The following is a 17,167-nucleotide window of genomic DNA, read 5'->3' as shown; positions in this document are numbered from 1 at the left end:
GTCATGCAGGGCCAGAAGCCGCTGCGTATCCGTTCAGGCCTCATGCGAAGACGGTGGCCGATCACACTCTAGAACGGTCCATCGACGTCACTGTCCATGACCAAGCCGTTCGCGATCCAACCACCGCCACTGCCTGCCGTTTGAGCCGGCGGCAGTGGCTCCACCTTCGCAGAGAAGGCGGAAGAATCATAAGACAAGCATTTCCGGCGGATATTGGAGCAGTTTGATGGGATGGATTTTTCGAACTGGCAAGGAGAACACCGCAGCGCGATGCCGAGCATCGGGCGAGGATTTCGACGCAGCCAGAGCGGAAAAGACACCCAAGCCGAAGAGGTAAGCAAATGAAATCAAATCAGAAACTGCAATCATCTGAGCTTGGTTTCTTGCACGCTGACAGCGTTGCGCACAGGCTGGCGGTGCTTGCACCGCGTCGCCGTACGCGTCTCGTCAGCGCACAAGCTCCCGGCGCTCGAACGATTCAATATTCGCCGGAAATACTCTAGACTTTCACGCCAGGCGCCAGACCGTCGTCTTCTTCACCTCGGCATCTTCGAGCACGCGGGTCACCGGCACTTCATGCACCGAACAGGCAACAAGGCGTTCGCGCGGCAGGTAGGACCGGCCGGGATCGCCGACCAGAACCGTGCAGCCGCGCGCGGCCAGCGCCTCGAACCAGGGCAGAAGCCGTTGCGCGAAATCGCGGTCGTAGAAGACGTCGCCGGCCAGTACCACGTCCCAGCCGTCATCCGTGCCGGTCAGGTCCTCGGAGGTGGTGTCAACCGACACGCCATTGAGATCGGCATTGAGGGCAATGGCCGGTGCGCAGAACGGATCGATGTCGGCCCCCAGAACACTTGCCGCGCCGGCCATCGCGGCGGCGATGCCGACAAGGCCGGATCCGGCGGCAAAATCGAGAACGGACCGGCCCTTCACGATTTCGGGATGGTCGAGGACATGGCGGGCAAGGCCCTGCCCGCCTGCCCATGCAAAGGCCCAGAAGGGCGGCGGCAGGCCCATCTCCGCCAGTTCCTCCTCGGTGCGGCGCCACAGGCCATAGGCTTCGTCGGCCAAACGCAGCGCGATTTCCGGCACGTGCGGCGGATGGTGCCGGGCCGTGTTGGCGAGGATGAAACCGCGCGCCGTATCCGGCTGCAGACGCATGGATGCGGGCACCGTCAAAGCGGCTTCAGCGTTCTGCCATCCAGACCACCCATGCGGCAGACCTCCATCCATTCGTCTTCCGTCACCGGCTGGACGGACAGGCGCATGGAGGTGACGAGCGACATGGCGGCCAGCTTCGGGTTCGCCTTCACGTCCTTCAGCGTCACCGGCTCCGGCATGTCGCGGACAGCCTTGATGTCCACGCATTCCCAGCGCGGGTCGTCCGTGGTGGTGTCGGGATGGATTTCGGCGCAGACCTCGACGATGCCGACGACTTCCAGCCCCTCGTTGGAATGGTAGAAGAAACCGCGATCGCCGATCTTCATGGCGCGCATGTTGTTGCGGGCCTGGTAGTTGCGGATGCCATCCCATTGTTCGCCGGCTTCGCCCTTCGCCTTCTGGTTCTCCCAGGACCACTTGAAAGGCTCGGACTTGAACAGCCAATATTGCATTGCGCGATCCTCAGCTTTCCGGATTGTTGACGACCCAGGTCCAGGGCCGGACCTCGACGCCGGCGAAAAGCCCGGCCTTGGCGTAAGGATCCTGCGCCGCAAGCACCTGTGCGGCGGACAGGTGCTCGGCCTCGATGACAACCATGCTGCCGTTCGGCTTGCCTTCAGCATCCATGAAGGGGCCGCCCAGTTTCACGATTCCCTTGTCCTTCAGGCCGTTGAGCCATTCCAGATGGGCGGGGCGGGTGTCGAGGCGCAGTTGCAGCGCGCCTGGCTTGTCGTTGCAGATCAGGGCGAAAAGCATGGTTTTCCTTCCTCCTCGGGGCCGGCGGCCCGTTTGTCTGGCGTCTTCAGATGTCTTCGGTTTTCAGCGGACGGGCCAAGAGGGCCTCCATGGCGGCATGCACGGTCTGGCGGCCGTCCAGGACCGCGGCCACCGCATCGCATATGGGCGCCTCGATGCCCTGTTCGCCGGCAATGCGTGCAGCGATGCCGGCGGTGGCCGCACCCTCGGCAAGCGGACGGCCCTGCAGGCTTTCGCCGCGCCCCAGCGCCACGCCATAGGCGAAATTGCGCGATTGCTCCGAGCCGCAGGTGAGGATGAGGTCGCCCAGGCCGGACAGGCCCATCATCGTTTCCGGGCGCCCGCCAAGCGCCGCACCGATGCGCCGCAATTCCACGAAACCGCGGGTGATGGCGGCAGCCTGCGCGCTGGCGCCGAGGCCTGCGCCACGGATGGAGCCGGCGGCAATGGCCAGAACGTTTTTCAACGCGCCCCCCACCTCCACGCCCTTCAGGTCGTCGCTGGCATAGCAGCGAAAAGCAGGGCCGGACAGACGGGCGGCAAGGTCACGCGCCATCGCCTCGTCACCGGCCGCAACGGTGACGGCCGTCGGCAAGCCATTGGCAACATCCGTGGCGAAGCTTGGCCCGGACAGGGCGGCAACCGGATTGTCCGGCAGGCGTTCCTGCGCGATATCCGACATCAGCAGCCCGGTTTCGCGTTCGATGCCCTTGGCGCAGAGGACCATCGGCACCCCGCGCGGAATGGCTTGGCGCAGGCCGTCAAGCGCGGCGCGCAGGGTTTGTGCGGGCACGACGGCAAGAATGATACGGGCACCGGTCAGGGCCTGGGCGGCATCGGTCGTGGCCGTTATCGACGGTGAAAGAGGAATATCCGGAAGGTAGCGGGCATTGGTCTGCCGGCTGTTGATTTCATCCACAGTTGCGGCGTCGCGGGCCCACAGCACCGGGTTCATGCCGGCGCGTGCCATGGTCACTGCCAGCGCGGTCCCCCATGCGCCGCCGCCCAGGACCGCAATCTTCCCGCCCGCGCCGGTCATGCCTTGGCGCCCCGCTTGCCGGTGCCGAAAACCGGAACCGAGCCTTCATCGAGCGGCCAGCGCGCACGCGGCGCGATCTCCATGGCATCCTCCGGAACAAGCCCTTTGCGCAGGCGCTCCACCCCGGCCCAGGCGATCATGGCCGCGTTGTCCGTGCACAGATTCATGGGCGGGGCGGCGAGGCGGAACCCATGGCTGGCGCACAGTGCCTCCAGTGCCGCGCGCACCGTCTTGTTGGCTGCCACGCCGCCGGCGACCACCAGAACGGGATCGGCGACCTGCGGATATTCGGCACGGAAGCGCTCCAGGCTGCGGGCAAGGCGCTCGGACAGCGTTTCGCAGATGGCGTGCTGGAAGGAGGCGCAGATGTCGGCGACATCCTGTTCATCGAGCGGCGCAATCGCGGTTGCCGCCTGGCGCACGGCCGTCTTCAGGCCTGAAAAGGAAAAATCGGGCCGGGTCTCCCCCCGGAGCGGCCTTGGCAGGGAAAAGCGTTTCGGATCACCGGACAGGGCGGCCTTCTCGACTGCCGGCCCGCCGGGATAGGGCAGGCCGAGCAGCTTGGCCGTCTTGTCGAAGGCCTCGCCCAGGGCGTCGTCGATCGTGGTGCCCCAGCGCCGGTAGTCTCCGACTTCCGCGACCCGGACGACCTGGGTATGTCCGCCGGAGACAAGCAGAAGCAGGAACGGGAAATCCGCCTGGCCGGTCAGCCGGGCGGTGAGGGCATGGCCTTCCAGATGGTTGACCGGCATGAGCGGCTTGCCCCAGGCGGCGGCCATGGCCTTGGCGGTCATCAAGCCGGCGATCAGGCCGCCGATCAGACCCGGACCAGCCGTCACCGCGATGGCGTCAATACCGTCGCGCGTCACATCCGCTTCGCGCATCGCGGCGGCGACCACGCCATCGAGCGCCTCGACATGGGCGCGGGCGGCGATTTCAGGCACGACGCCGCCAAAGGCCGCGTGATCGTCGATCTGGCTCAACACACGATTCGAGCGGATGACGGGCGCGCCATGGCTGCCCAACGAGACCACGGATGCGGCGGTTTCATCGCAACTGGCTTCGATGCCGAGAACGGTGAGTGCGAAGGGCGCTGGTTCGATCATTGCGGGGGCGGGCTTATCCCGATAGACAGGGCGACAAGAGATGGCGACGGTTACCACGGACGGGCGGACATGCAAACACGGCGGATCAGAATCGGCACGCGCGGCAGCGAACTGGCACTGGCACAGGCCCGTGAGACACGCGCCCGCCTGATGTCGGCCCACGACATGCCGGAAGACGCCTTCGAGATCGTGGTGATCTCGACCTCCGGCGACCGTATCCAGGACCGGCCGCTTTCCGAAGCGGGCGGGAAGGGGCTGTTCACCAAGGAAATCGAGGAAGCACTCTACGACGGGCGCATCGACCTGGCGGTGCATTCCTCCAAGGACATGCCGACCGTACTGCCCGACGGGCTGGAGCTTTCGGCCTTCCTGGAACGCGAGGACCCGCGCGATGCCTTCATCGGCAAGGCGGCGGCGCGCATCGCCGAGCTGCCGGAGGGTGCAACGGTGGGTTCGTCCTCGTTGCGCCGGCAGGCCCTGATCCGGCGCATGCGGCCCGACCTTTCGGTGGTGATGTATCGCGGCAATGTGCAGACACGGCTTCGCAAGCTGGAAGAGGGCGTTGTCGCCGGAACGATGCTGGCCAATGCCGGCCTGCGCCGGCTGGGCCTGGCTGATGTGATTACCGACCTGATGGACGTCGACAGCTTTCCCCCGGCCCCCGGACAGGGCGCCATCTGCATCGAATCGCGGATCGGCGATTCGCACATCAGAAGCCTGCTCGATGCCATAAACCACGATGAGACGCGAATTGCGCTGAGCTGCGAACGGGCCTTCCTCGCCGCGCTTGACGGCTCCTGCCGTACTCCGCTGGCCGGCCATGCACGGATCGACAAGACGGAAATCCACTTTGCCGGCATGATCCTCACGCCGGACGGCACGCAAGCCCACGAGATTGCCGCGGACGGCCTGATCACCGACGCCGAGATCATCGGGCGCAAGGCCGGCGAGGCGGTGCGGGCCAAGGCCGGGCCGGGCTTTTTCGATAGCTGGGCCTGACATGCCCGGCGGGCGGCGCGTTCTCGTCACCCGGCCAGGGGATGCCGCGGAAAAGACGGCAAATCGCCTTGCCCGGCTGGGGCACCGGCCTGTCGCCCTTCCGCTGAGCCGCATCGTTCCCCTGCATTGCCCGGTGCCGGTCGATGCGGCCTTCGATGCCGTTGCGGTCACCAGTTCCAATGCCATTCGCCATGCCGATGCCGCGCTTGTCCGGAAACTGGACCGCCTCCCCTGCCTGGCGGTGGGCGATGCCACGGCGCAGGCGGCGGCCAGAGCCGGCTTCGGGCAGGTGTCAAGTGCCGGCGGCGACATGGACGACCTGGCAGCGATGGCGAGCAGGCGCCTGCCGCGCGGTGCCCGCGTCGCCTATCTGTGCGGACGGGTCCGGCGTCCGCAACTGGAGAGCGCATTTCACCGCGCCGGGTTCCGCACCACGGCGCTGGAAACCTATGATACCGAAAAAGTCAGTTACTCAACTCATGAACTGGAGCAGAGGCTCGGTCTCGAACCAATTGACGATATCATGGTTTATTCAGTCAGTGGCGCGGAAGCCGCGAGCCATCTTCTCAATCTCGCAGATCTTCCCCAAATCTTTGAAAATACACGAATTCTCTGTATTTCCGAAAGGGTTGCCAAGGCGCTTGCCGTGCCGCCGGGCCTGAGCGTAGGCATTGCCGACCATCCCGACGAGGCAAGCCTGCTGGCCCTTCTGTGACGCAAGGCGAAGCTTTGTCGCGGTTGCAACCCTTTTCCTCCCCGATCATTGTGCTAAGCGGTATCTGAACGCCACAACAGGCGCATGACATGCGATGCGGAGAAGAGCCATGGCGAAAAAGCCGGACCAGCGCCACTCGAAGGACAAGCGTGATCCTGTCACGATCGATCTGGATTCCAGCGATGTGACACGGATCGAGGAAGAGAAGGCCGGTGCTGACCAGGGCAGCGAAACGGAGGCCGTGGCCACGGCCAATGCCGCGCTGGACGACGAACAGGCTGCCAAGGGTCCGGGCGCGGCTGTAACCGATGCCGCCGAGCAGGCGGACGAGACCGGTTCCGGCGCCGCCGCAGCGCCCGAAGAGGGAAGTTCCGGGACCGACAGCCAAGCGCAATCGGCTGTCGAGGACGGATCGACGGAAGCGGCTGCCCCTGGCGATGACAAGGAGGAACCGAAGCCGGACACGGCGAATGAACCCGAACAGCGGGAAACCAGCCGGGCAGCGCATGCACAACCGCAGCGCACGTCCGGCGGCGCGGGCGCGATCGCCGGCGGCGTTATCGGTGCCGTGGTGACGCTGGCCGTGGCCGGTGGCGCCTGGTATGCCGGTTTCGTGCCTGCCGCAGATGGAAACCGGTCTGCCGTCGAGCAGCAGTCCGGCGCCATCGATTCGCTGCGCGCGGAAATCGAAACGCTGAAAGGACAAGTCAGCGCTGCCACGGCCGCCAACACGGCGCAGCCCGATGTATCGGGCGATGTCGAAGCGCTGCGCGGTGAACTGGCCAACCTGTCGCAGTCGCTGCAAAGCGTGCGTGACGATGTGGCCGTTCTCGGCTCGGCTTCGGACGGGACCGGGAATGGCGAGGCCGCCGCGGCGCTCGGTGAACGGTTGAGCGGTATCGAGCAGCGGCTGCAAGCGCTTTCCGATTCCATGCCGAGAGGCGGCGGCGGGCTGGATGAGCAAGCCGTGCGGCCGTTGATCGAAGAGGCGGCCGCACCGCTTGTGGAGCGCATCAACCAGGTGAGCGACGCGGCATCGGCCGCGCAGTCTTCGATCGCCGGCCTGGAAGAAAAAGTCGCCGGGCTTGAGCAGGGCCTTTCCGCGGTCAACGAGAAACTGGCCGATGACGGGAGCCGCAACGATGTGGCCCGCGCCATCGCGGCAACGGCGCTCAAATCCGCCATCGACAGGGGACAGCCCTTCATGAGCGAACTGGAAACCTTCGCCTCGGTGACCGGCGGCGGCGAAACGGTGGAAGCGCTCCGTTCGATGGCTGCGACCGGTGTTCCCACCCGCGCCGCGATCGCGGAACAGGCCAATGACGCCGCCTATGCCATGATCGATGCGACACAGGAATTGCCGGCTGACGCGGGTCTCATGGACCGGCTGACGGCCAGTGCACGGTCGCTTGTGAAGGCACGCCCTGTCGGCGAGCCGGAAGGAGACGCACCGGCGGATGCCGCCGCGCGCATGGTCAGCGCGGTCGAGACGGGGAACTACGAAAAGGCCCTTGCCGAGTATCAGAGCCTGCCGGAGGCGGCGCAGGCCGCCGGGGCGGATTTCGCCGCGAAGCTGAAGGCACGCATGGAAGCCGACCGGCTGGTTGACGCGGTGCTGTCGTCGGCGCTGAAAGCGGCCGGGCAGAACGGCTGAGGAGGACACATATCATGATCAGGCTTCTCGTCTTTCTCGCCGCCGTCTTCGCGCTGGGCATCGGATTTTCCTGGCTGGCGGATCGTCCGGGCACCATGGTGGTCACGCTTGACGCCATGCAATACGAGGTTTCGCTGCTTGTCGCGGCGGTTGCCGTGGTTGGCGTCGTTGCCGCCATCATGCTTGCCTGGTGGGTGCTGAAAGCCATCTGGACCAGTCCGCACCGGGTCAGCCGGTTCTTCAGGGCGCGCAAGCGCGATCGCGGCTACCAGTCGCTGTCGACCGGGCTTATCGCAGCGGGCGCCGGCGATGCGGTGTCGGCGCGGCGCATGAGCAAGCAGGCGCAGAGCAACCTGTCGGCGGATCAGGAGCCGCTCATTCACCTGCTGGACGCGCAGACCCTGCTGCTGGAAGGGGATACGGAGGCGGCCCGCAAGAAGTTTGAAGCAATGGCGGAGGATCCGGAAACGCGGCTTCTGGGCCTGCGCGGCCTCTACCTTGAAGCCCAGCGCATGCGCGAACCGGAGGCAGCCCGCCACTATGCCGAAAAGGCCGCCGAACTGGCTCCGCAGCTCGGCTGGGCCTCAAGCGCCACGCTGGAAGCGCGCACCCGCGAAGGCGACTGGGGCGCGGCCCTGGCGCTGCTGGAAAAACAGGCGTCCACAAGACAGGTCGGAAAGGACATGGCGGCACGCCGCCGGGCCGTTCTGCTGACCGCCAAGGCCATGGCGGAAGCGGAAGCCGATCCCTCCGCCGCGCGCAATGACGGCCAGGCCGCATTGCGGCTGGCGCCGGATCTGGTGCCGGCGGCAATCGTCACGGCGAGGGCATTCGTCCGTCTCAACGACCTGAAGAAGGCGGCGAAGATCCTCGAATCCGTGTGGAAGAAGGAAGCGCATCCGGAAGTGGCGCAGGCCTATGTCCACCTTCGGCCGGGCGATTCCGTTGCGGACCGGTTGAAGCGCGCCGAGCGTCTGCAGGCGCTGCGCACCTATCACCGGGAATCGGCCTATGCGGTGGCACGCGCGGCCTATGATGCCGGCGAATACCGCCTTGCGCGCGAAAAGCTGGAAGCGGTGCTCAAACAGGATCCGCGCGAGGGCGCATACCTTCTGCTGGCCGACATCGAGGAAGCCGAAACCGGCGATCAGGGGCGGGTCCGGCACTGGCTTTCCATGGCGGTGCGTGCGCCGCGCGATCCTGCCTGGACGGCGGACGGCTATGTCTCGGAACATTGGGCGCCGTTCTCGCCGGTCACGGGCCGCATCGACGCCTTCGAATGGCGTGTGCCGGTCGAGCGGCTGGGCGCTGTGTTGGACGACCGTCCGGCCGATGGCGGCGTTTCGGTGATGCCGCCGGCCATTGCGGCCGGGAACCGGGGCGATTCGATTACGGGCAGTGTGGCCGCGACATCGGCTGCCGCGTCCGAAGCGGAACGCAACGCGGCAGACGGGAATGACGGCGCGCGCCCTGCTACGGCCAATCCCGACGACGATATCGAGATCATTCCGCCAGCGCCGGCGCCGGATACGGATGACCGGCGGCGGGTCGACGACGAGACGCAGGCTGTGGCGGGGGAAGAACCGGCGGGGCCGGCAGACGACGGGCGCAAAGGCGCCGAAGCGAAGAAAGCGGAGGCCCAGGACAAGGGCGCGAAACTGGCCGCTGACACGGGGGCGCCTGCCGTTGCGGTTGCCGCGGATTCCGGCACCGGCAAGGCGGAGGAGCCTGCGGCACTGGCTTCCAACACGCCGGCTGCCGCGGCGGCGGCACGCGCGGCAGAGCAGCCCGCGCCGTTGGCCGAGGGCGTCAGCGTGCCCGATTCGGTCGATCCGCAGCGCAAGGCCGCATCATCCGAACGCCCGCCGGTTCCCGACGATCCGGGTGTGGACCCCAATGCCCCGCAGGAGGAAAGCGTACCGCGCTTCCGGTTGTTCTGAGGCGCGGGCGATCTATAACCTGACATGAGGCGGCCGTGAGACCGGCCGCAGAAACGGCAGCAGGAATGCATCATGCTTGAACGGCTTTTCAGCCTTTTCTCCGACTCCGCCACAAGCAATCGCGGCGATGACGGGGACGACCCCAAGGTGGCCGCCGCGGCGCTGTTGTTCCACGTCATGGATGCCGACGGGGAGCGCAGCGAGGAGGAGCGGGTGCGGCTCACGCAATCGCTGTCCGAGACCTACGGGCTTTCGGATGCGGAACTTGACCGGGTGCTCGAGGCAGGCGAGGCGGCGGATCGCGAGGCCGTGGACCTCTACGCCTTCACCTCCGTCATCAAGCGGGAACTGGACGAGCAGGGGCGGCTCGATTTCATCCGCCTGATGTGGGAAGTGGCCTTCGCCGACGGCGTGATGCATGAACTGGAGGACAATACGGTCTGGCGCGTGGCGGAACTGATTGGTATCTCGAACCGGGAACGCATTCTTCTGCGGCAGGACGTGGCCTCTGCACGCGGTATTGATATCAAGGGGTAGGCGAGCGCATGGGCGCGGGCGACAAGGGACGAATCCTCACCATCCTTCACCAGGAACATTCAAGTCCGGGGCGGGTGGGCCAGGTTCTGCAAGCACGGGGTTTCGAACTGGATATCCGCCGTCCGCCGCTCGGCGATGCCCTGCCTGAAACGCTTGACGATCATGCCGGCGCGGTCATCTTCGGCGGGCCGATGAGCGCCAACGACCCGGAAGATTACGTCAGGCGTGAAACCGAGTGGATCGGCGTGGCGCTGGAGGAGAAGAAGCCGTTTCTCGGCATCTGTCTCGGCGCGCAAATGCTGGTCAACCATCTGGGCGGGCGCGTGGAAGGGCGAGCCGACGGACAGGTGGAAATCGGCTGGTATCCGCTTGAAGCCACCGATGAGGGCAAGGCGCTGATGGAATGGCCGGACATGGTCTACCAGTTTCATCGCGAAGGCTTTTCCCTGCCCCATGGCGCAACCCTTCTGGCAAGCGCGGAGGCCTATCCGAACCAGGCCTTCCGCTATGGGGAAAATGCCTGGGGCATCCAGTTTCATGGCGAACTGACGCGTGCCATGATGCAGCGCTGGATCGTGCGCGGCGCTCATCGTTTCGTGCTGCCGGGAGCCCAGCAGGGGCGTGAGCATATCGAGGGCCGCTATGTCTGGGATCCCAGGCTGCGGCGCTGGCTGGAGGACTTCCTGCACCTGATCTTCGAGGACGGCGGGGCGCCCGGCTGACGTTTGTCCGCCTGGTTCAGGTGCGTCCGTCCAGATGGCGCGCCTTGCGCATGGCCGGAAAGATGAAGCCCCAGAGGGCTGCCACGCCGATGGCGCCCGCGCCGCCGATCACGACAGCGGGAACCGCGCCGAGGCCCGCGGCCATGGCGCCGGCGCGGAATTCGCCCAGTTCGTTGGAGGCACCGACAAAGACCATGTTGACCGCCGACACGCGGCCGCGAAGGCGATCCGGCGTCCAGAGTTGGATCAGCGTTTCGCGGATATAGACGCTGATCATGTCGGCCGCGCCCATCAGCGCCAGGGCGAGTATGGAAAGCCATGGTGTCGTGGATATGCCGAAGACGGCGGTGAAAAGACCGAACAGGGCGACGGCACCGAGCATGATGATGCCTGCATGGTCGCGGACCGGGTTCATGGCGAGAAACAGGCCCATGGCGACCGCGCCGATACCGGGCGCGGCGCGCAGCATGCCAAGGCCCCAGGGTCCGAGGTCGAGAATGTCGCGCGCATAGACGGGCATGAGCGCCACCGCGCCGCCCAGAAGCACGGCAAAAAGGTCCAGCGAAATGGCCCCGAAAACCACCTTTTCCTCGCGAATGTAGCGGAAGCCGCCGAAGATCGCTTCCAGCGTCACCCGTTCGCGCTCGGTATGCTGGGGCGGCTTGGGGATGGACAGGACGAGCAGCGCTGCGCCGGCCATGAATGCCCCGGCAAGGCCATAGGCCGCGCCGGCGCCCACACCATAAAGCAGACCGCCGGCGACCGGGCCGACGATGGTCGCGGTTTGCCAGGCGGACGAATTCCACGCCACGGCATTGGCGAAATCGCGCGGTGGTACCAGGTTGGCAACGAGCGCGGAGGAGGCGGGCCCGAAAAAGGCGCGGGCAATGCCGAAAACGGCGAGGATCAGGAAGACCGGCAGCGGCGTTGTCAGGCCCTTGAGCGTCAGCAGGAGAATTGCGGCCGCGCAAGCGGCTTCCAGGGCGATCGACAGGCCCATGACGAGACGGCGGCCGTAGCGATCGGCCGCCGCACCGGTGACGAGGACAAGCAGCAGAGAGGGCGTGAACTGGATCAGTCCGACGAGACCGAGGTCGAAGGGATCGCGCGTCAGGTCGTATATCTGCCAGCCGACCGCAACCGAAACCACCTGGGTGGCGAAGGTGACCATGAAGCGGGCTGCCCAGAAACGGACATAGGCCGGGTGCGAAAAGGCGGAAAAGCGGCTGTCAACGCCGGCGGCGGTCTCTGTCACGGCGTTCATGTCCGGCGCAATGGGTCAGGATGGTTTCCTGCCACGGCGCGACGATCAAGGGAAGGCGAAAACACGGGTTTTCGTGCAGGCGCTGCCGAAAGCCGGGCGCGGCCGCCCATGCCGTTTCCGTTCCCCCCCCTTTTCAGAACGCCCCGTTCGCTATAGTTATACTTCATAAGAACCTGGTGATCAGGCCGGGTTTCCAGGCGGCAATACGGAGGAGCATGCCACCATGGTGAAGGTGACCTATGTGTCGACGACGGGGGAGAGAACCACGGTGGAAGGCCAGGTTGGCGACAGCGTCATGCAGACGGCGGTCGACAACGACATTGCGGGGATCGTGGGCGAGTGCGGCGGATCCATGGCTTGCGCCACCTGCCATGTCTTCGTCGACGAGGCCTTCCTCGCGGCCACCGGCGCGCGCTCGGACAGCGAGGAAGCCATGCTGGACGGGGCGGCCTCGGAGGTGCGGCCGAACAGCCGGTTGTCCTGCCAGATCCGGCTGAGTGATGCGCTTGACGGGCTTGTGGTTCAGGTTGCCGAAGAGCAGATGTAACATGGGCGGTTGACGGCGCCGCCGCGGCGCCGGTCCGCCAACGGGAGGAACAGGCCATGACCGCGACGATTGCCAATCCGGCACCGCTGGACGAGACGATCACCATCGACGAACTGACGCGCGATCCCTATCCGCTTTACCGGCAGATGCGGGCGGAGCGCCCGGTGCTGCGCGTGAAATCGGTGGGGCGCACGCTGCTGACCAAGGCCGCGGACTGCAAGATGGTCAAGGACAATCCGGCGCTGTTCTCCTCCGACGATCCGAACACGCCGATGAAGCGTGCCTTCCTCGCCCATACGCTGATGCGCAAGGACGGTGAGGAGCACATGCGCGAGCGCATGGCCATGATGCCGGCCTTCCTGCCCAAGACGATCCAGAACCACTGGGCGCCGCTATACACGAAATATGCCGAGGAATATGTCGGTCGGCTGCCGCGCGGCGAGGTGGTGGACCTGTTCCCGGCCCTGGCCGGTCCGCTGGCGGCTCGCATCCTGGCAGAGATCATGGGCGTTCCGGATGCCAGTGACGAAGAGATGCAACGCTGGAGCCAGGCCCTCATCGACGGAGCGGGCAATTTCGGCTGGCGCGACGAGCCCTTCGCGGTTTCCGACCAGGCCAACAGCGAAATGGACGCCTGCCTGGAGCGCAATGCCGCAAGGCTGAAGGCCGATCCGGATGCATCGGCCCTGTCGATCATGGTCAATTCCGACAAGCCGATTGCGTGGAGCCAGATGGTTTCCAACGTCAAGATCGCCATTGGCGGCGGCATCAACGAGCCGCGCGATTCGGCGCTGACGGAGATTTTCGGCCTGCTGACCAACCCGGACCAGCTGGAAGAGGTGAAACGGCAGGATGCCTGGGGCAAGGCGTTCGAGGAGGCGGTTCGGTGGTGCGCGCCGATCCAGGCCAGTTCCCGCCTCGTGCTGGAAGATACGGAAATCCGTGGCTGCCACATTCCCAGGGGCGATACGGTGATGACGATCCAGGCTTCGGCCTGCCACGATGAAGACCTCTACGAAGCGCCCGAGCGCTACATCGTCTTCCGCGACAAGAACCCGCATCAGGCCTTCGGCTCCGGGCCGCATCATTGCGCCGGCGCGCATGTGGCGCGGCGCACGGTTGGCGCCATCCTGATGCCGGTGCTGTTCGACCGGTTCCCCAACATGGAACTGGTGGACCCGGCGATGGTGACCTGGCAGGGTTTCGGCTTCCGTGGGCCGATCAACCTGCCGGTGCGCCTGAACTGAGGCAGGCAAGCGCCTGCGGCCTGAAACGGGACGCGCCGCCGACTCGCGGCCGGAGACTGTGCGTAAGGTAAAGTAGAATTTGAAAAATTAGTGAATTTCGTGGTTTTGTGCCCTCATGGCATGCAAACCACGACTCCGGTGTTCCTGGCCCGTGCGGCTGCTGGCTGTCGCTGCGACAGGCCTCTGGCTCGCCTCGGCAATTGTTCAGCCGGCGCTTTCCGATTCGGCATGGTTCGATCTTTGCGGCAGCGGCAAGCGGCACACCTGTGTGGTCGACGGGGACACGGTCTGGCTGAGGGGCGAGAAAATCCGGCTGGAAGGCATCGACGCGCCTGAACTGGGCAATCCGGGCTGCCGCCACGAGGCAGCCCTGGCGCATGAGGCACGGCAGCGCCTTGCCGTTATCCTCAATGGTCATTCATGGGTGCTGACGCGGCATGGCAAGGACCGCTACGGCCGGACACTTGGGCGCTTCAACATCGGCAGGCAGACCGCAGGCAGCATGCTCGTCGCGGCGGGGCTGGCGCGGGTGTGGACCGGGCGGCGCGAGCCATGGTGCTGATGAACGGTGCCGGACGCAACCCGATGGACAGGTGATGCCTGATCTTCTGGGAAGAGACTGGTGGAGCCGAGGGGGATCGAACCCCTGACCTCGTCATTGCGAACGACGCGCTCTCCCAGCTGAGCTACGGCCCCGTTCCAGTGAGGCGCATTTATGGGAGTGGCGTGCATGCTGTCAAGCGAAAGCGTGGCATCGCATCGCGCTTGATGCGTCCTTGGCGCGCGGGCGGACTTGCCGCCCGCCAAACCAGTGGCTACATGACAGATACGACAAACGGACCGAGACCATGCTGGCCTTTCTGCAGACACTCAACCTGGCGCTGGACATCTATTCCTGGATCCTGATCGCCATGGTGATCTATTCTTGGCTGTTCGCCTTCAACGTGATCAATTCGCGCAACCAGTTCGTCGCGATGATCGGCGATTTCCTCTACAAGGCGACCGAACCGCTGCTGCGGCCGATCCGGCGCATCCTGCCCGATCTTGGCGGCATCGATCTTTCACCGATCGTCCTGTTCCTCATCATCTTCTTCCTGCAGCGTTTCATCTGGACGACCATCGCGCCCGCAGTGCTGTGAGCGGCGGTTGTTTCCGGCAGGGCGCTGGCGGCCTCGAGCTGTTCGTGCGCCTCACGCCCAAGGCCGCGCGCGATGCTGTGGAAGGCTGCGGCTCATCCGCCGACGGGGCGGTGCACCTGAAGGCGCGGGTGCGCGCGGTGCCGGAGAAGGGCAAGGCCAATGCGGCGCTGGAAAAGCTCGTCGCGCGCTGGCTCGGCGTTCCGGCTTCGACCGTTTCGGTCACGGCCGGCGGGACATCGCGGTTGAAGACCGTGACCATTTCCGGAGATGGTGAGGCGCTGGCCCGGCAAGTGCAGCAGCTTGCGGGCGAAAACTGATTGTCGCCACGCGGTGACCTCTGGCAAACTGGCACCGGTCCAACCTGCCGGAGACGCTGCCGATGCGCCTTTTCCTGTCCTTCGCCGCTGCAATGCTGGTATTGCCGCTGATTGCTTTTCCGACTTTCGCCGCGCCGGACAGCGTCTATACGAAGCTCGATACGCAGAATGGCTGCACGGTGATCGACCGGCCGGCGGAAGAGGAGGGCGGTGACTGGGCGAAAATGCTCTGTCCCGGTTATCGCGACTATCCGGTCCACCTTTCCTATGGCGATCTGCGCGACAGCCTTTTCTACGGGTTTGCGCCAGGTGGCGTAGCGGACAGCTGGGAGAGCTTCGGCGGGTTCAACTCGGTATCGGACACGATCGAATGGCGTGTGGAGCGCGGCGTTCCCTTCGCCACGATTCATCGCTGGACGGTGTCGACCGGCGATGCCGGCAAACCGGTGCAGGTTCTGGTGGTGGAAAAGGTGGGGCAGCCGGGCGAGCGTGAGGGCTGCGTCGTGGGCTATGTGGTGGCGACAGGCAATTCCGGCCACAACCGGCAGGCGCGCGACCTGGCGGACCGCCACGCGCGGGGTTTCGCCTGCTGGCGGGACGAGCCGATCGTTCGCGCGGGCACTGTGGCTCTGCCCTCAACGTCGCGGCACCGGCAGGAATGACGGGACCGGCATGAAAAAGCCGGGCTTGCGGGCCCGGCTCCTGTCATGTCACGAACCTGATCCGCCGGGTCAGGCCTTTTCCGCCCTGGCGCGCTCGACGGCTTCCAGGATCATGCGCTTTGCCGCATCCTTGTCCTGCCAGCCGCCGATCTTGACCCACTTGCCGGGTTCCAGATCCTTGTAGTGTTCGAAGAAATGCTCGATCTGCTTGAGCGTGATGTCGGGCATGTCGTCGTAGTTCTCGACGCTGTCATAGCGCTTGGTCAGCTTGTGCGTGGGAACCGCGATGACCTTCTCGTCCTTGCCGCCATCGTCCTCCATGACGAGAACGCCGATGGGGCGGACATTGATGACGCATCCCGGCACGAGCGGACGGGTGTTGCAAACCAGGACGTCGATGGGATCGCCGTCTTCCGACAGGGTGTGGGGAACGAAGCCGTAATTCCCTGGATAGGTCATCGGCGTGTAGAGGAAACGGTCAACGACGAGCGTGCCGGCTTCCTTGTCCATTTCGTACTTGATCGGGTGGCCGCCGACCTGGACTTCGATGATGACATTGATGTCTTCCGGCGGGTTGTTGCCGATGGAAATGGCGTCAATACGCATGGATCACTCCGGGGTTTGTCGTTGCGTCCCCGATAGACGAGCCTTGGCCATTGTGCAATGCCGCATAAGTCCAACGCGATGCGAAAAAAGCCGCGCCGGCAAATCGGCGAATCCGATCAGTTCCAGACAAAGGCGACCTTGCGGAGGGCCCTGGAATCGAACACCTCGACCCCCTCGGCCACGTCTTCGCCGCCGCGCGAGAAATAGAAGGCCTGGGCGATGTCGTTTTCTTCCAGCGCCCAGACAACCATGCCGTTGAGGCCATGGTCTTCCAGCGTGGCACGGGCCGCATCGAACAGGCGGGAGCCGAGGCCGATGCCCTGATACTCGGGCAGGATGTAGAGCTCGTAAATCTCGCCCTGTTGAGCGAGTTCCTTCGCACGGTTCCGGCCAAGCGTCGCATAGCCCGCGATGACGCCGCCGATCTCGACGACCAGCACCGAGGCAGCCCGGCGGATGGCATGGTCCCACCATTGCACCCCGCGCCGGGCGATCATGCGGGATAGCGCTCCATGCGGGATGATGCCGGCATAGGCACCTGTCCATGCGTGAAGATGCACATCGGAGATGGCAGCTGCGTCTTCCGGCTCTGCGCGCCGTATGTCGATGCTCAGCGTGTTCATGGTTTCTTAACCATAGAGGAGAGCGGCCCTTGCGCCAAGATGCACCTTTGCACCACCCACAGGCTTGTCCGGTTCGCAATGGCGTTCCGCCATGCCATAACGGGCCATGCTGGTGTGCCTGAAGGGACGGGAC

Annotated in this window: 21 protein-coding genes and 1 tRNA gene; 12 read left to right on the top strand and 10 right to left on the bottom strand. The window is 65.4% G+C overall.

Translation table 11 applies throughout. The features are described 5' to 3' along the window. Nucleotides 1–186 precede the first annotated feature (186 nt). The 6 genes from R3D65_RS18020 to tsaD form a co-directional block, all read right to left on the bottom strand. On the bottom strand, nt 187–369 hold the full coding sequence (locus R3D65_RS18020) for a hypothetical protein (protein ID WP_371276664.1): 183 nt from the start codon (nt 367–369) through the stop codon (nt 187–189). Nucleotides 370–507: 138 nt separating this feature from the next. Beyond that, complete coding sequence (locus tag R3D65_RS18015) at nt 508–1,233, bottom strand: methyltransferase (RefSeq protein ID WP_371276663.1); 726 nt, start codon at nt 1,231–1,233, stop codon at nt 508–510. Next, on the bottom strand, nt 1,176–1,613 hold the full coding sequence (locus tag R3D65_RS18010; RefSeq protein ID WP_371276662.1) for an EVE domain-containing protein: 438 nt from the start codon (nt 1,611–1,613) through the stop codon (nt 1,176–1,178). Before R3D65_RS18010 ends, R3D65_RS18015 begins: the two co-directional genes overlap by 58 nt. A gap of 10 nt (nt 1,614–1,623) precedes the next feature. Next, entirely contained in the window at nt 1,624–1,917 is a 294-nt protein-coding gene (locus R3D65_RS18005; protein WP_371276661.1) for a YciI-like protein, read from the bottom strand. 46 nt (nt 1,918–1,963) lie between these two features. Further along, on the bottom strand, nt 1,964–2,956 hold the full coding sequence (locus R3D65_RS18000) for an NAD(P)H-dependent glycerol-3-phosphate dehydrogenase (protein WP_371276660.1): 993 nt from the start codon (nt 2,954–2,956) through the stop codon (nt 1,964–1,966). Then, nucleotides 2,953–4,062, bottom strand: coding sequence for a tRNA (adenosine(37)-N6)-threonylcarbamoyltransferase complex transferase subunit TsaD (gene tsaD, locus R3D65_RS17995; RefSeq protein ID WP_371276659.1), 1,110 nt, complete (start codon nt 4,060–4,062; stop codon nt 2,953–2,955). Before tsaD ends, R3D65_RS18000 begins: the two co-directional genes overlap by 4 nt. Nucleotides 4,063–4,131: 69 nt before the next feature. Between tsaD and hemC the strand changes: the two genes are divergently transcribed. The 6 genes from hemC to R3D65_RS17965 all read left to right on the top strand — a co-directional run bounded on the left by hemC (nt 4,132) and on the right by R3D65_RS17965 (nt 10,629). Next, a complete protein-coding gene (gene hemC, locus R3D65_RS17990; protein ID WP_371276658.1) occupies nt 4,132–5,061 on the top strand; it encodes a hydroxymethylbilane synthase in 930 nt (309 codons plus the stop codon). Nucleotide 5,062: 1 nt separating this feature from the next. Beyond that, nucleotides 5,063–5,776 (top strand): uroporphyrinogen-III synthase, encoded by a 714-nt coding sequence (locus R3D65_RS17985; RefSeq protein ID WP_371276657.1) that lies wholly within the window; start codon nt 5,063–5,065, stop codon nt 5,774–5,776. A 109-nt stretch (nt 5,777–5,885) separates the two neighbouring features. Next, nucleotides 5,886–7,430, top strand: coding sequence for a COG4223 family protein (locus R3D65_RS17980; RefSeq protein ID WP_371276656.1), 1,545 nt, complete (start codon nt 5,886–5,888; stop codon nt 7,428–7,430). Between the two features lie 14 nt (nt 7,431–7,444). Next, nucleotides 7,445–9,370, top strand: coding sequence for a heme biosynthesis protein HemY (locus tag R3D65_RS17975; RefSeq protein ID WP_371276655.1), 1,926 nt, complete (start codon nt 7,445–7,447; stop codon nt 9,368–9,370). Nucleotides 9,371–9,442: 72 nt separating this feature from the next. Then, on the top strand, nt 9,443–9,907 hold the full coding sequence (locus R3D65_RS17970; RefSeq protein ID WP_371276654.1) for a TerB family tellurite resistance protein: 465 nt from the start codon (nt 9,443–9,445) through the stop codon (nt 9,905–9,907). Nucleotides 9,908–9,915: 8 nt separating this feature from the next. Next, a complete protein-coding gene (locus tag R3D65_RS17965) occupies nt 9,916–10,629 on the top strand; it encodes a glutamine amidotransferase (protein WP_371276653.1) in 714 nt (237 codons plus the stop codon). A 16-nt stretch (nt 10,630–10,645) separates the two neighbouring features. On the opposite strand, the gene R3D65_RS17960 is transcribed toward R3D65_RS17965, so the two are convergent. Continuing rightward, nucleotides 10,646–11,884 (bottom strand): MFS transporter, encoded by a 1,239-nt coding sequence (locus R3D65_RS17960; protein WP_371276652.1) that lies wholly within the window; start codon nt 11,882–11,884, stop codon nt 10,646–10,648. A gap of 232 nt (nt 11,885–12,116) precedes the next feature. Between R3D65_RS17960 and R3D65_RS17955 the strand changes: the two genes are divergently transcribed. The 3 genes from R3D65_RS17955 (at nt 12,117) to R3D65_RS17945 (ending at nt 14,249) form a co-directional block, all read left to right on the top strand. After that, a complete protein-coding gene (locus R3D65_RS17955; protein ID WP_371276651.1) occupies nt 12,117–12,440 on the top strand; it encodes a 2Fe-2S iron-sulfur cluster-binding protein in 324 nt (107 codons plus the stop codon). 56 nt (nt 12,441–12,496) lie between these two features. Beyond that, nucleotides 12,497–13,687: a cytochrome P450 gene (locus tag R3D65_RS17950; protein ID WP_371276650.1), complete on the top strand. Its 1,191-nt coding sequence runs from the start codon at nt 12,497–12,499 to the stop codon at nt 13,685–13,687. Between the two features lie 151 nt (nt 13,688–13,838). Then, nucleotides 13,839–14,249 carry a thermonuclease family protein gene (locus R3D65_RS17945; protein ID WP_371276649.1) on the top strand — a complete coding sequence of 137 codons (411 nt, stop codon included), beginning with the start codon at nt 13,839–13,841 and terminating at the stop codon, nt 14,247–14,249. Nucleotides 14,250–14,307: 58 nt separating this feature from the next. Here the strand turns inward: R3D65_RS17945 and R3D65_RS17940 are convergent. Continuing rightward, a tRNA-Ala gene (locus R3D65_RS17940) sits at nt 14,308–14,383 on the bottom strand. Between the two features lie 152 nt (nt 14,384–14,535). Here R3D65_RS17940 and R3D65_RS17935 point away from each other — a divergent pair. The 3 genes from R3D65_RS17935 (at nt 14,536) to R3D65_RS17925 (ending at nt 15,805) form a co-directional block, all read left to right on the top strand. Further along, on the top strand, nt 14,536–14,826 hold the full coding sequence (locus R3D65_RS17935; protein WP_371276648.1) for a YggT family protein: 291 nt from the start codon (nt 14,536–14,538) through the stop codon (nt 14,824–14,826). Further along, on the top strand, nt 14,823–15,143 hold the full coding sequence (locus tag R3D65_RS17930; protein ID WP_371276647.1) for a DUF167 family protein: 321 nt from the start codon (nt 14,823–14,825) through the stop codon (nt 15,141–15,143). The genes R3D65_RS17935 and R3D65_RS17930 overlap by 4 nt, the downstream gene beginning before the upstream one ends. 62 nt (nt 15,144–15,205) lie before the next feature. Then, nucleotides 15,206–15,805, top strand: coding sequence for a hypothetical protein (locus tag R3D65_RS17925; protein WP_371276646.1), 600 nt, complete (start codon nt 15,206–15,208; stop codon nt 15,803–15,805). Between the two features lie 69 nt (nt 15,806–15,874). Here the strand turns inward: R3D65_RS17925 and ppa are convergent, their stop codons facing one another. Both ppa and R3D65_RS17915 read right to left on the bottom strand, forming a co-directional pair. Next, nucleotides 15,875–16,411, bottom strand: coding sequence for an inorganic diphosphatase (ppa, locus tag R3D65_RS17920; RefSeq protein WP_371276645.1), 537 nt, complete (start codon nt 16,409–16,411; stop codon nt 15,875–15,877). Between the two features lie 116 nt (nt 16,412–16,527). Beyond that, complete coding sequence (locus R3D65_RS17915) at nt 16,528–17,034, bottom strand: N-acetyltransferase family protein (protein ID WP_371276644.1); 507 nt, start codon at nt 17,032–17,034, stop codon at nt 16,528–16,530. Nucleotides 17,035–17,167: the final 133 nt, after the last annotated feature.

Origin of the sequence: Zhengella sp., from assembly GCF_041397485.1 — a bacterium.
Lineage (GTDB): Bacteria > Pseudomonadota > Alphaproteobacteria > Rhizobiales > Rhizobiaceae > Zhengella.
This window is presented reverse-complemented; position numbering and strand designations above follow the sequence as displayed.